Annotated in this window: 18 protein-coding genes and 1 riboswitch; of the genes, 13 read left to right on the top strand and 5 right to left on the bottom strand. The window is 36.4% G+C overall.

All coding sequences use genetic code 11. The features are described 5' to 3' along the window. Positions 1–98: 98 nt before the first annotated feature. From dapA (HZF24_RS18325) to HZF24_RS18290, 8 genes are all read left to right on the top strand, one after another. Positions 99–965: a 4-hydroxy-tetrahydrodipicolinate synthase gene (gene dapA, locus HZF24_RS18325; RefSeq protein ID WP_179239822.1), complete on the top strand. Its 867-nt coding sequence runs from the start codon at positions 99–101 to the stop codon at positions 963–965. An 8-nt stretch (positions 966–973) separates the two neighbouring features. Next, positions 974–1291 (top strand): (2Fe-2S)-binding protein, encoded by a 318-nt coding sequence (locus HZF24_RS18320; protein ID WP_179239821.1) that lies wholly within the window; start codon positions 974–976, stop codon positions 1289–1291. Next, the gene (locus HZF24_RS18315) at positions 1284–2393 is read left to right on the top strand and encodes an NAD(P)/FAD-dependent oxidoreductase (RefSeq protein WP_179239820.1); all 1110 of its coding nucleotides are present in this window, start codon (positions 1284–1286) and stop codon (positions 2391–2393) included. The genes HZF24_RS18320 and HZF24_RS18315 overlap by 8 nt, the downstream gene beginning before the upstream one ends. Then, the gene (locus HZF24_RS18310; RefSeq protein ID WP_179239819.1) at positions 2381–2878 is read left to right on the top strand and encodes a 4Fe-4S binding protein; all 498 of its coding nucleotides are present in this window, start codon (positions 2381–2383) and stop codon (positions 2876–2878) included. Before HZF24_RS18315 ends, HZF24_RS18310 begins: the two co-directional genes overlap by 13 nt. A 61-nt stretch (positions 2879–2939) precedes the next feature. Then, a riboswitch (Lysine riboswitch) is annotated at positions 2940–3089 on the top strand. Between the two features lie 125 nt (positions 3090–3214). Next, on the top strand, positions 3215–4096 hold the full coding sequence (dapA, locus tag HZF24_RS18305; RefSeq protein WP_179239818.1) for a 4-hydroxy-tetrahydrodipicolinate synthase: 882 nt from the start codon (positions 3215–3217) through the stop codon (positions 4094–4096). Positions 4097–4115: 19 nt separating this feature from the next. Beyond that, the gene (locus tag HZF24_RS18300) at positions 4116–4823 is read left to right on the top strand and encodes a 4-hydroxy-tetrahydrodipicolinate reductase (protein ID WP_218835333.1); all 708 of its coding nucleotides are present in this window, start codon (positions 4116–4118) and stop codon (positions 4821–4823) included. Between the two features lie 15 nt (positions 4824–4838). Further along, positions 4839–5540, top strand: a complete 702-nt coding sequence (gene dapD, locus HZF24_RS18295) for a 2,3,4,5-tetrahydropyridine-2,6-dicarboxylate N-acetyltransferase (RefSeq protein WP_179239817.1) — start codon at positions 4839–4841, stop codon at positions 5538–5540. Positions 5541–5633: 93 nt separating this feature from the next. Next, positions 5634–6953: an aspartate kinase gene (locus tag HZF24_RS18290; protein ID WP_179239816.1), complete on the top strand. Its 1320-nt coding sequence runs from the start codon at positions 5634–5636 to the stop codon at positions 6951–6953. An 81-nt stretch (positions 6954–7034) separates the two neighbouring features. Here the strand turns inward: HZF24_RS18290 and HZF24_RS18285 are convergent, their stop codons facing one another. Together HZF24_RS18285 and HZF24_RS18280 are read right to left on the bottom strand one after the other, a co-directional pair. After that, the gene (locus HZF24_RS18285) at positions 7035–7433 is read right to left on the bottom strand and encodes an S-layer homology domain-containing protein (protein ID WP_179239815.1); all 399 of its coding nucleotides are present in this window, start codon (positions 7431–7433) and stop codon (positions 7035–7037) included. A gap of 106 nt (positions 7434–7539) precedes the next feature. Beyond that, positions 7540–8073, bottom strand: a complete 534-nt coding sequence (locus HZF24_RS18280) for a DUF2179 domain-containing protein (RefSeq protein WP_246346186.1) — start codon at positions 8071–8073, stop codon at positions 7540–7542. Between the two features lie 213 nt (positions 8074–8286). Between HZF24_RS18280 and trmB the strand changes: the two genes are divergently transcribed. From trmB to HZF24_RS18255, 5 genes are all read left to right on the top strand, one after another. Further along, positions 8287–8925 carry a tRNA (guanosine(46)-N7)-methyltransferase TrmB gene (trmB, locus tag HZF24_RS18275; RefSeq protein WP_179239814.1) on the top strand — a complete coding sequence of 213 codons (639 nt, stop codon included), beginning with the start codon at positions 8287–8289 and terminating at the stop codon, positions 8923–8925. Continuing rightward, positions 8922–9200 (top strand): DUF1294 domain-containing protein, encoded by a 279-nt coding sequence (locus HZF24_RS18270; RefSeq protein ID WP_179239813.1) that lies wholly within the window; start codon positions 8922–8924, stop codon positions 9198–9200. The genes trmB and HZF24_RS18270 overlap by 4 nt, the downstream gene beginning before the upstream one ends. Positions 9201–9220: 20 nt before the next feature. Continuing rightward, complete coding sequence (gene ybaK / locus HZF24_RS18265) at positions 9221–9697, top strand: Cys-tRNA(Pro) deacylase (protein WP_246346185.1); 477 nt, start codon at positions 9221–9223, stop codon at positions 9695–9697. 82 nt (positions 9698–9779) lie between these two features. Continuing rightward, positions 9780–10454, top strand: coding sequence for an RluA family pseudouridine synthase (locus HZF24_RS18260; RefSeq protein ID WP_179239812.1), 675 nt, complete (start codon positions 9780–9782; stop codon positions 10452–10454). 113 nt (positions 10455–10567) lie between these two features. Continuing rightward, positions 10568–11227: an HD domain-containing protein gene (locus tag HZF24_RS18255; RefSeq protein WP_179239811.1), complete on the top strand. Its 660-nt coding sequence runs from the start codon at positions 10568–10570 to the stop codon at positions 11225–11227. A gap of 215 nt (positions 11228–11442) precedes the next feature. Here the strand turns inward: HZF24_RS18255 and HZF24_RS19460 are convergent, their stop codons facing one another. From HZF24_RS19460 to HZF24_RS18245, 3 genes are all read right to left on the bottom strand, one after another. After that, a complete protein-coding gene (locus HZF24_RS19460; RefSeq protein ID WP_407695762.1) occupies positions 11443–11547 on the bottom strand; it encodes a putative holin-like toxin in 105 nt (34 codons plus the stop codon). A gap of 63 nt (positions 11548–11610) precedes the next feature. Beyond that, positions 11611–11886 carry a group II intron maturase-specific domain-containing protein gene (locus HZF24_RS19455; RefSeq protein WP_218835334.1) on the bottom strand — a complete coding sequence of 92 codons (276 nt, stop codon included), beginning with the start codon at positions 11884–11886 and terminating at the stop codon, positions 11611–11613. A gap of 5 nt (positions 11887–11891) precedes the next feature. Further along, positions 11892–12269 carry a reverse transcriptase domain-containing protein gene (locus tag HZF24_RS18245; RefSeq protein ID WP_322790759.1) on the bottom strand — a complete coding sequence of 126 codons (378 nt, stop codon included), beginning with the start codon at positions 12267–12269 and terminating at the stop codon, positions 11892–11894. Positions 12270–12349: the final 80 nt, after the last annotated feature.

Here is a 12349-nt window from a genome sequence, read left to right as displayed (position 1 = left end):
GTTTTATAAAGACTATGCAACCCTTGATATATAAAGGTTTTAACAAAAAAATAGTAGTGTTTACTTGACACTACGAAAGTTTTAAAGGAGGGCTAAATATGAATTGGGGACGTTTAATAACTGCAATGGTAACACCTTTTGATTCAGAACTGAATGTTGATTACAATCAGGCCGTTAAATTTGCTGAAAAGCTTGTAATTGAAAGAAGCTCGGCACTGCTGTTAAACGGAACGACAGGGGAATCGCCTACCTTAACAGGTGATGAGGTGTATAAGCTTATATCTGAAGTAAAGAAAAATGTAAATGTACCTATCATTGCAGGTGTCGGAACAAACAATACTAAGAAAACAATTGAAAACATTAAAAATATAGAGGATTTGAATGTAGACGGATTATTGGTAATAACACCCTACTACAACAAGCCTAATCAAGAATCATTATATGAGCATTTCAAAACAGTTGCAGAGAGTACTGATCTTCCTGTCATAATTTACAATGTACCCGGAAGAACAGGAGTAAATATGAGCGTAAAAACATTATCTAAGCTTGCTGAAATAAAGAATATAGTTGCAATTAAAGAAGCAAGCGGCGATATGGCACAATTTATCAGAATGGTGAATGAAACTCCCGAAGATTTTTTAGTATACAGCGGTGAGGATATATTGACGCTGCCGTCATTGGCTGTAGGCGGATATGGAATAATAAGCGTTGCATCAAATGTAGGCGGAAAAATAATGGGAGATATGATAGATGCCTTTGAAAATAAGGATATAGAAAAGGCTGCCGAAATAAATTTGAAATTAACAAATTTATTTGATGCACTTTTTGTTACCACAAATCCTATTCCGGTAAAATATGCATTAAATTCAATGGGATTTAATGTAGGAGGATATCGGCTGCCTCTGACAAAACCTACCCCTGAGGTAAAAAGAATCGTAGATGAAAGCCTGACAGTACTTCAATGAGGTGAATTATGACAAGGATAAAGGATCATCCCATATTAGGTAAGGACACAAGAGAGGAAATCGTTACAATAACCTTTGACGGCAAGGAAATTACTGCGTTGAAAGGTGAAATGATCGCATCGGCTTTAATAGCCAACGGTGTGCACAGCTTCAGATATACGGAAAAACATAATAAGCCAAGAGGTATATATTGCGGTATAGGAAGATGCACCGACTGTGTCATGATTGTTGACGGAATACCGAATGTAAGAACATGCGTTACCGAAGTGAAGGATGGAATGAAGGTAGAAACTCAATATGGGAGAGGCGAGTGGAAAAATGAATAATTATGATGTTGTCATCGTTGGAGCCGGTCCTGCCGGCCTTGCCGCATCCATAGAAGCTGCCGGAGCGGGAGCAAGGGTATTGCTGATTGATGAAAACAATAAACCCGGAGGACAGCTTTTCAAGCAAATTCACAAATTCTTCGGTTCAAGAGAGCATAAGGCAGGAACAAGAGGTATAAATATAGGCACAGAGCTTTTAGACGATACGGAAAAACTAAATATAGAAGTAATGCTGAACACTGAGGTATGCGGACTGACTCCCGATAAAAAGATTTGGATAATAGAAAATAAAGAGATTTCAAGGGAGATAACAGCGGGTAAAATTATAATTGCAACGGGAGCGTATGAAAATTCAGTTCAATTTGACGGCTGGGAGCTTCCAGGGGTAATGGGTGCAGGTGCCGCCCAAACGATGATAAACTTAAACAGAGTACTGCCCGGTCATAAAGTATTGATGCTTGGCTCGGGAAATGTTGGAGTAATAGTGTCATATCAATTAATGCAGGCCGGTGCAGAGGTAGCTGCGATAGTTGAAGCAGCTCCGACTCTTGGGGGGTATGGAGTTCATACCGCGAAGGTTGCAAGGGCAGGCGTACCGTTTTATACGAGTCATACTATAAAAAGAGCACATGGAAAAAACAGGGTAGAACGTGTAGAAATAGTTCAATTAGACAGCAATTGGAAGGAAATTGAAGGAACAGAAAAAATATTTGATGCAGATACAATATGTCTTGCAGTTGGCTTAACACCAATGGTAGAGCTTATCTGGCTTGCAGGCTGTAAGTTTACATTCATCGGAAGCATGGGCGGATACGTACCCGTTCATGACAGGTATATGAGAACAACAGTTGACGGCATATACGTTGCAGGTGATGTTGCAGGTATAGAAGAAGCAAGTACAGCCATGGAAGAAGGACGTCTGGCAGGCATAAGCGTTGCGTATGATTTGAATTTAATTGATGATGCTCAGGCAGAAAAAAGAATAGAAGAAATCTGGACTAAGCTTGACTCGTTAAGGTGCGGACAATTCGGAGAAAAGAGAAAAACCGCAAAGGACAGGATATTGGAAGAAGGAGAGGGGATGATTCTATGTCATGCTTAAAGAAATGCGGTGCTCCTTCAATCGAAGAGCTGAGAGCTTCACCCGGATTCCCCACGGAAGAAGATTATAAAACAGGGAATATAGCTGTAATAGAATGTATTGAGCAAATACCCTGCAATCCTTGTGAAACATCGTGTCCGAGAGGTGCAATCAATGTAGGAAATCCCATAACAAATCTTCCGACTATTGATTTAAGCAAATGTACCGGATGTGGAATATGTGTCGTTAAGTGTCCAGGTATAGCCATACATTTGATGGACATAAATTATAACGAGGACAGCGCAATGATTACAATACCGTATGAGTATTTGCCGTTACCCCAAGCAAATGATACGGTTACGCTGGTTGACAGAATGGGTAAGGAAGTTTGTGAAGGAAAGGTTGAGAAAATATTAAGCTCAAAAGCCTATGATTTAACTAAGCTTATAAAGGTTTCATTTGATAAGAAATATTATGAAGAAATAATTTCAATAAAAAGAATTTGAAATTCTTATTGACATAAACAGCCATCAAGCATATAATAGAAAAAATTAAATATTTTCGTGGGTATATTACAGAGGTTGCGATGATCAAGAGTAAGGCAATGCCTGAAAGGGTGACTCGCCGAAGGGATTTTTCTCTGGGATTACATTTAATAGATGTAATACTGTTTTTATAGGATGCTTCCCAATCCTATAAAAGAGAGCTGTAATATGCTGGGCAGAAGGTTCGGTGTTTTTTGCAAGCGTCTGAGAGCCCTTTTGCTCTTATGTCGCTTTTTTTATTGAAAAAAAGCGACATGAAAATTATTTTAATTAAATAATTTTTAAGGAGAAAAAGAAATGAAAGATTTAATAAATGGCTGTGGGGTAGCTTTAGTAACACCATTTGTAAATGGAGAAGTTGATTATGAAACTTTGGGGAAATTGGTAGACATGCATGTTGAGCGGTCCGGTTCAATTATAGTGGCAGGTACAACTGCTGAAACCCCTGCATTGACAGATGATGAATACCATGAGATTGTAAGATTTGTAATTGACAGAGTGGCAAAAAGAATACCTGTTATAGCAGGTGCAGGAAGCAACTGTACCGCAGCATCTGTTAAGAAAGCAAAATTCTGTGAGGAAGCAGGAGCCGATGGGTTGTTATTAGTAACTCCATATTATAACAAAACAACACAAAGAGGATTGATAAATCACTACAGAATGATTGCAGAAAGCACATCATTGCCTATAATAGTTTACAGCGTGCAGGCAAGAACGGGCATGAATATTGAGCCAAGTACGGTGTTAGAATTATCTAAAATTAATAACATCGTAGGAATTAAGGAGGCAAGCGGCAATATCAGTCAGGTAGCCGAAATATTAAGAATTTGCCCCAAAGACTTCTTGGTTTATTCCGGAAATGACGATATGATCGTTCCGCTAATGTCGTTAGGAGGTCACGGAGTTATTTCTGTAGTTGCTAACATACTGCCTGCTGAAACTAAAAAGATTGTGGATGATTACAATGACAGAAACATAGATGAAGCAAGAGATGCGCAGTTAAATATGAATGGACTGATTAATGCTTTGTTTATTGAAACTAATCCTATACCTGTTAAAGAGGCGATGGGAATCATGAATTTATGCAGCTCTGAGGTCAGAGAACCTCTGTATCCTATGTCAGATGAAAACAGACATAAATTGATTAACGAAATGAGAAGGTACGGCATAAATTGTTAAGGATGGGAGGAAGAAATATATGATAAATGTTGCTTTATGCGGTTATGGAGCTATGGGAAAGGTAGTCGAGCAAGAAATAAAAACATATGATAATGTTAAGCTTACAGGGATTATATCACCTAAAGACAGAAAGAAGTGTGAAAATGTACACGATATAGATATAATTATAGATTTTTCAAATCCGGCTAATCTTGATTTTCTATTAAATTATGCGAAGGAAAGAAATGCTGCATTACTGATTTGTACTACAGGCTTTAATCAGGAGCAAAAAAATAAAATTGTAGAAGCAGGAAAGAATATACCGGTTCTGCTTTCATCAAATACTTCAACAGGAATAAATATTGTAAGAAAGATGTTAAAATTAATCAGTAATGATTTAAATAATTTTGAGATAGACATAGTAGACAGGCATCATAATAAAAAGGTGGATGCCCCAAGCGGTACAGCTAAAACGTTGGCTGAAGACATAATGCAGGAGACGGGGAGAGAAAAAATCGAGATGCATTCGTTGAGGGCGGGAACTATACCGGGAGAGCATACGGTTATATTTTCAGGAATTGATGAAATTATAGAAATAAAGCACACTGCGTTTTCTAAAAAGATATTTGCCAGAGGAGCAATTGATATAGCGTTAAAATTAGTGAATCAAAAAGAAGGTTTTTATACGACTGAAGAACTTTTTGACATGGATAACAGAAAAACTAATAAAATAGTAAATATAGCGTAAAACCAGGAGGTAAAGATGTTTTTACAAGATCCATACGAAATAGCAAAATTTATAAAAGATGCAAAAAAATCAACACCTGTAAAGCTTTATGTATCAGGAAATGTAAACAATATAGAAAGCTGCAATATGAAGGTATTCCAATCAGGAGATATTGCGATACTCATAGGCGAATACTCAGATGCACAAAAATTGTTGTCCGAAAATCCCCAAATAGAAAACTACCATTTGGAGTATGACAGAAGAAACTCCGCAATACCATTGTTAAATACAAATGAAGTAAATGCGCGCATAGAGCCGGGTGCCATCATCAGAGACATGTGCACCATAGGCAAGGATGCTGTAATAATGATGGGTGCGGTAATAAATATAGGTGCCGTTATAGGCGAAAAAACAATGATTGATATGAATGCGGTTGTAGGCGCAAGAGGAACAATAGGCAAAAATGTTCATATCGGAGCCGGTGCGGTTATTGCAGGAGTTTTAGAGCCGCCAAGCAAGACACCGGTTATTATAGAGGATGATGTTTTAATTGGTGCCAATGCGGTTGTTCTGGAGGGAGTAAAGGTTGGCAAGGGATCAGTTGTTGCTGCGGGAAGTGTGGTTACGGAGGATGTGCCCGAAATGGCGGTTGTTGCGGGAAGCCCTGCTAAAATAATAAAATATAAGGATGACAGAACCATAGAAAAAACAAAGCTACTTGATGACCTGAGAGGATGATTATTCGTGATTTAAAGACGTATGTATTTAAATTGTTGACACTATGACTGTTATATGTTATCTTAATAAAATATCATCAATATAGGAGGACAAATGTTAAAGGTAGCAAAATTCGGCGGTACTTCCATGTCTGATGCTTCTCAGCTTAAAAAAGTACATGATATAATAAAAAGTGACGACGCAAGAAGATTTGTAGTAGTTTCAGCTCCCGGTAAAAGATTTAAGGAAGATAATAAAATTACGGATTTACTGTATCTGACACATGCACATATTAAATTTTCGGTTCCTCACGCACCTATTTTTAAAATAATAGAGGATAGATACAATTCAATTAAAGAGGAATTGCATTTAAATATAGATTTAGAAAAAGAATTTAGGATTATAAAGGATAATTTAGATAATAAATGCGATGAAGATTACATTGTGAGCAGAGGAGAATATTTAAGTGCATTGCTCCTGGCAGATTATTTAAATTGTGACTTTATAGATGCCAAGGATGTAATCTTCTTTAATTATGACGGGTCAGTAAACAATGAAAGAACGAAAGAAAAATTGTGTGAAGCATTACAGAATTCAAAAAGAGCTGTAATACCCGGATTCTACGGTTCATATCCTGACGGCAGCATTAAGGTTTTTTCAAGAGGCGGCTCCGACATAACAGGTGCGATAGTTGCAGCTTTTTCGGGAGCCAATGTTTATGAAAACTGGACGGATGTCTCAGGCTTCCTGATGGCTGACCCGCGTATCGTTAATAATCCAAAGCAAATAAAAAAAATAACCTATCAGGAGCTCAGGGAACTTTCCTACATGGGAGCCTCGGTGCTTCATGATGAAGCAATATTTCCGGCAAGAGAAGCAGGCATACCTATAAATATAAGAAATACAAATGAGCCAGATAATCCGGGAACGATAATTATAGATGACAGCAGCTATGACGGTAACGGAAACGAAGATATTATCACAGGAATTGCCGGCAAAAAAAACTTTACCGTTTTTTATATCCACAAGGAACATATGGCTAATGAAGTAGGCGTTGTAAGAAGAGCTTTAGAAGTGTTTGAAGACAAGGGATTAAGCATAGAGCATTTACCGTCGGGTATAGACAGCTTCTCCATCATTCTTCCGTCGGAAGGACTGGAAAGGGTAACGCATGAGTTAGCTGAGGAAATAAAAACAAAATGTGGAGCACAGTCAGTAAATGTTTTTAAAAACTTAAGCTTAATCACAACCGTCGGAATAAAAATGGCTTACAAGCCGGGAATTTCAGCAAAGTTGTTTACAGCATTGGGGAACGATAACATAAATATTCGTATGATTGACCAGGGTTCCAGCGAAATCAATATAATTGTCGGAGTGGAGGATAAGGATTTTGAGGGCGCAATAAGAGCGATTTACGGTGCGTTTGTAAAATGAATGATATAAAAAAGGCTGTGCATTGCAGTTTAACCGCAATGCACAGCCTTAGTCTATATTAGGAGAAAGATATTTACAGTTTTATTTAAGAAAATATTCAATCAGTCTTCTCAGCACTGCTGCTACCTCAGCGCGTGTTGATACTCCGTAAGGATCGAATTTGTTATCTGCCCTGCCTGAAATAATTCCCATTCCCTTAAGCTGCATGATGCTTTCCTTTGCCCATGCATCAATAAGGTTGTCATCGGTGAATTCGTTATTGTCATTCGTAAATGAAAGTCCTAAATGATCCATAAATCGGTACATCATAGCTGCCATTTCCTGACGTGTTACTGCTCTTTCCGGTTCAAATGAGCTTGCAGATACACCTAAAATTACACCGCTTTCAGCAGCCCATTTTACATAAGGAGCATAATATATATCCCGAGGTACATCCTCAAAGCTGTATCCCGTATAAAGTGCAAGGTCTGCACCGTACATTCGTCCAAGAATGTACGTTCCCACGTTTCAGGGCTTTTCCGCATAGAATTATCAGCATTATCATTCATAAAATATTTACACCTCCTACGAATTTTGTTGGATTGAACTATTTTAAGTATCCACCTACCATTGATTTGATATCATTGATAGTTATATATGCAGTTGGAGCAGTTTGTTTTATCAGCTTAACAGCGTCAGGTATTTTCTTTCTTTTTAATTGGATGAACAAAAGTGATTTTTTGCTGTCATTTTTGCCTCTTCCATCTATTATAGTAACTCCGTAGTTTTCTTCTCTTAATATTTCTGCAAGCATTTTTCCTGTATCTTCATTTACAACAACCTGTATGGAAGCTAATCCAACGGCTATTTTTGATTCGATTGTAATTCCGATATAGTTACCCAGTGAAAAAGCAATTGCGTATACAAACATTTTTAAAGGATCTTCTGAAATATTATTTAAAACCGAGCTTACAACAATAAGCCAGATAATTATTTCTACAAAAGCTAAAATTGCTCCTATTACTCTCTCACCCTTGTTAATATATACTAATCTGATGGTCGCTATTGATACCTCTATAATTTTAGCGAGAAATATAATAATATAAAGAATAGGACCGTGCAAATTCATTAAAAAATCCATAATACACCTCATAAATTTTGTTAAGTATATTCTACTGTGTTTTGTAAGATTATGCAACATATACTTAACGACAAAATTGTTATAACAATAAAAATATTATTGTTTATTATTCCGAAATAATGTAAACTTTTAATAAACATGATATACTGACAGTATCAGGCAATATCACAAATAACATGCCTACATGTTCTAATAAATATTCAGGAGAATTTCATGCGACTAAGATATATACCGGGTCAGTACCAATACCTTAAACAACACGAAAAAACAATTACCGAGCCGGAAAAGCGGGGATATAAATTAAATGATGCTTTCAACAACAGTCATCCCATACATGTGGAATTGGGATGCGGAAAGGGAAAGTTCATCAGGGAAACAGCAATAAAAAATCCGGATATAAATTACTTTGGATTTGAAAAGAGTGTAAAGGTTGCATATAGATGTGCAAAATCAATGCTTGAAGAAGATCCTGACAATTATTTTATCGTCTATTCTAACGGAGATATATTAAAGGATGTTTTTGAGCCTGATTCAATACAAAGAATTTACCTGAATTTTTCAGATCCTTGGCCAAAACCTTCACACTATAAGAGAAGATTGACACATAAAAGTTTTTTGGAAGTATATAAAATTGTTTTGACAAACGATGGTGAAATTCATATGAAGACAGATAACGATGATTTGTTTGAATATTCTGTGGAACAATTTATGCAGGAGGGCTGGGAATTTGTAATTCTTACAAGAGATCTTCACAACAGCCCATATGTGGAGAACAATGTTATGACAGAGTATGAAGAGCGTTTTGTAAGAGAAGGAAAGAAAATAAACAAGCTTATTGTGAGGCGTCCATGAGTAAATTAACATTAATATTAACGTACTATATTATAATTAACCTGATTTCATTTATAATCTTCTTTATAGATAAACAAAAATCCAAAAAAGACAGATGGAGAATTCAGGAGAAGACGCTTCATGCATTAAGCTATATTGGCGGAGTATTTGGGAGTATTGCTTCAATGCTGCTATTTCATCACAAAACAAAAAAACCTGATTTTGTAATAATAACAATAATAGCACTTATGTTAAACCTATTTGTTTTGTATAAGCTTAAAGAAGTGTTGTTTTGATAAGTTAGAGGGGTGATATTTTGAAAAAATTTAACAAAACTAATGCCATGAGAATCCTTGAAACGTTAAAAATAGAATACGATTATATGACTTATGATACCGAGGACGGTCATGTAGACGGCATATCCGTAGCACATAAAACAGGACAAAATCCGGAAGCGGTTTTTAAAACCTTGGCAGCTTCGGGTCACAGCAAGGAACTCTTTGTGTTTTGTATACCCGTAGAATATGAATTGGATTTGAAAAAGGCAGCAAAAGCATCTTCGGAAAAAAACATAGAAATGCTGCCATTAAAGGATTTAACTAAAAATACCGGATACATAAGAGGCGGCTGCTCACCGATAGGCATGAAAAAACAATATAAAACCTTTATCGATGAATCCGCTTTATTGCAGGATAAAATAATAGTAAGTGCAGGAGCAATCGGAGTACAGATAATAATACGACCTGATGATTTGGTAAAAGCCATAGATGCACATTACGCAGATTTAATATAGAGGGGTGGGGACATCACTTCTAAAGCCGGAGACCGGCTATTGACTGAAGGTGTATCCCCATACCTTAAAAACAGGAGAATATATGAATATTATATACGAAGATAAATACATACTTTGTCTGAATAAGCCTCAGGGTATACCGTCACAAAGCGATAAAACAAACGATGAGGATTTGATGTCACAGGCAATTAAGTATTTAACAAATAAAGGTGAAAAACCATACTTAGGACTCATACAACGTCTGGATCGACCTGTCGGGGGAGTAATAGTTTTTGCTAAGACAGAGTTTGCAAATAAAGAATTATCCAAGCAGGTCCAGCTGAGGCAAACACAAAAAGAATATCTGACGGTTGTTTGCGGGTTACCCCAAAACAGCAATGCAATTTTAGAAGATTATATAAAAAAGCTAAAAACTATCAACATGTCCAAAATTACAACTTCAGACGATAAGCAAGCAAAATCAGCTAAATTGGAATATGAAGTTTTAAGCCACTGCCAAACAGAAGAGTATGGTACACTTTCTTTACTCAGGGTAAAGCTTTACACCGGCAGACACCATCAAATACGATTACAGCTGTCTAATTCGGGCATGCCAATATGGGGGGATAACAAATACAACAAAGTATTTGTAAAGAAAAAGGAATTCACACAAATAGCTCTTTGGTCACATAAATTTGGATTCAAACACCCGAAGACAAAGGAGTACATAGAATTTACTTCTGACCCTGACAGCTATCCATTTACGCTTATGATGTAGAATGTCATCCTGAATTTAATGAGGATCTGCGTTGATTTTGTTATCCTGAACACAGTGAAGGATCTCAATTTTTAACATAATTAACATATATGTAAACTAACAAGAGGTGAAATATGATTACATTTGACGATATAAGAAATAATAAAGAAATACAAACATACATAACGAAAGCAGACGATTCATTATATGAATTAGGTTATACAGAACATTCCTTTGCTCATGTAGGCAAGGTTGCAAATCAGGCACATGATATATTAAGTCAGCTGGGATATGATGCCAGAACAGCTGAATTAGCCCAGATTGCAGGTTTTATACACGACATCGGCAATGTTGTAAACCGCGTGGATCACGCACAAACAGGCGCTATAATGGCATTCCGTTTATTAGATAAAATGGGAATGGACGTTGATGAAATTGCCACCATAATTTCAGCCATCGGAAACCACGACGAATCAACAGCCATACCGGTCAACGCCGTAGCAGCGGCATTGATACTTGCTGACAAAAGTGATGTAAGGAGGACAAGGGTAAGAAATAAAGTAACATCTACCTTTGACATCCATGACCGTGTTAATTACTCGGTAGAATCATCCAATTTAATTATTGATACAGAATGTAATTATGCAATATTAGAACTGAAAATAGATACAACAACCTTCAAAGTAATGGATTATTTTGAAATATTTTTAGGCAGAATGCTCCTATGCAGAAGAGCAGCAGAATTCTTAAAGTTGAGATTTAAGCTGGTGATTAACGGAGTGGAGTTGTTGTAATTTAAACGAATTATCTTGACATATACCATATTTTATGTAATAATTGAATTAAATAAAAGGAACTGTCGAAGAAACGGTCAGTTCCCTTGGTATTTGGTTAAAAATAACCGCATAGTTTGGGGAAATTGAAGTGAACTCTTTTTGTTAGACAAGAAACAGATCTAATGAAAGGGGTTGTTTTTTTATACCCAAGGTTTCCCTTTTATGTATAAAAACTACTTAAGCTTGTCTTTAGACAAGGCGATAATTGATACTATTAAAGTTCCGAATGTAAACATACATAACAAAGCTTGTCGAGTAGAGAATAATCTCGCGACTATTCCCCCTCACAAATCCGTACGTGCCCAATTAAGGCATACGGCTTTTCATAATATCCTTCGTAGTTAATCTACCGATATGCAAGCAACTACCTTTGGGTAGATAATAGGGTTATATTTCAAAAATAAGTTAAACTTATCCCATGTAAAACTATTTCTTTGACCTCGTCGGTTGAGCCATTTATAAATTAACTTTATAAAGTCGCTTCTAAATCGCCTAACCATTTGAGAATTACCTCTAATACAATAGTAGTTATAATATCCTCTTAATATTGTATTCACTCTATCAATTATGTCTTTTGTTGTTATGACATGAACTGCTTTCTTTAGCCAAAGCTTCAGACCTTTTAATTTTGCTCTGTATTTGTCTGTACTCTTAGGGCAAATTGCTTATTTCTTGCCAAACTACAGTAGTGAGTAAATCCTAAAAAGTCAAATGTTTCTGGTCTTTTTAGTCCTATTTTCTTCACTCTTTCATTTGCATATTTCCCAAATGGTATCGTTCTTGTTTTATCTGTTGATAGTTCCAAACCAAATTTCTTCAGTCTTTGCTCTAAAGCAGTTAGGAATCTTCTAGTGTCCCCTTCATATTTGAAGCAACATACAAAGTCATCAGCATAACGAACAATTTCGCTTTCCCCGTCACTGTATTTCCTTATCCTCTTCTCGAACCATATATCAAGTACATAGTGTAGGTATATGTTTGATAGTATTGGCGAGACGATGGAGCCTTATGCAAAGTTGACGATTATGCAAAGTAAATATAGCTAAGCATTGATTTATCTAAACTACTCTATGATTTACT

The sequence above is a fragment of the Sedimentibacter hydroxybenzoicus DSM 7310 genome, from assembly GCF_013403245.1.
Lineage (GTDB): Bacteria > Bacillota > Clostridia > Tissierellales > Sedimentibacteraceae > Sedimentibacter > Sedimentibacter hydroxybenzoicus.
The sequence above is the reverse complement of the archived record's forward strand: the minus strand, read 5'-3'. Positions and strand labels throughout refer to the sequence as shown.

Excerpts from the sequence above, each read along its gene's own strand:
- dapA (WP_179239822.1), top strand. The coding sequence starts at position 99 with ATGAATTGGGGACGTTTAATAACTGCAATGGTAACACCTTTTGATTCA.
- HZF24_RS18320 (WP_179239821.1), top strand. The coding sequence starts at position 974 with ATGACAAGGATAAAGGATCATCCCATATTAGGTAAGGACACAAGAGAG.
- HZF24_RS18315 (WP_179239820.1), top strand. The coding sequence starts at position 1,284 with ATGAATAATTATGATGTTGTCATCGTTGGAGCCGGTCCTGCCGGCCTT.
- HZF24_RS18310 (WP_179239819.1), top strand. The coding sequence starts at position 2,381 with ATGTCATGCTTAAAGAAATGCGGTGCTCCTTCAATCGAAGAGCTGAGA.
- dapA (WP_179239818.1), top strand. The coding sequence starts at position 3,215 with ATGAAAGATTTAATAAATGGCTGTGGGGTAGCTTTAGTAACACCATTT.
- HZF24_RS18300 (WP_218835333.1), top strand. The coding sequence starts at position 4,116 with ATGATAAATGTTGCTTTATGCGGTTATGGAGCTATGGGAAAGGTAGTC.
- dapD (WP_179239817.1), top strand. The coding sequence starts at position 4,839 with ATGTTTTTACAAGATCCATACGAAATAGCAAAATTTATAAAAGATGCA.
- HZF24_RS18290 (WP_179239816.1), top strand. The coding sequence starts at position 5,634 with ATGTTAAAGGTAGCAAAATTCGGCGGTACTTCCATGTCTGATGCTTCT.
- HZF24_RS18285 (WP_179239815.1), bottom strand. The coding sequence starts at position 7,433 with ATGTACGGTGCAGACCTTGCACTTTATACGGGATACAGCTTTGAGGAT.
- HZF24_RS18280 (WP_246346186.1), bottom strand. The coding sequence starts at position 8,073 with ATGGATTTTTTAATGAATTTGCACGGTCCTATTCTTTATATTATTATA.
- trmB (WP_179239814.1), top strand. The coding sequence starts at position 8,287 with ATGCGACTAAGATATATACCGGGTCAGTACCAATACCTTAAACAACAC.
- HZF24_RS18270 (WP_179239813.1), top strand. The coding sequence starts at position 8,922 with ATGAGTAAATTAACATTAATATTAACGTACTATATTATAATTAACCTG.
- HZF24_RS18260 (WP_179239812.1), top strand. The coding sequence starts at position 9,780 with ATGAATATTATATACGAAGATAAATACATACTTTGTCTGAATAAGCCT.
- HZF24_RS18255 (WP_179239811.1), top strand. The coding sequence starts at position 10,568 with ATGATTACATTTGACGATATAAGAAATAATAAAGAAATACAAACATAC.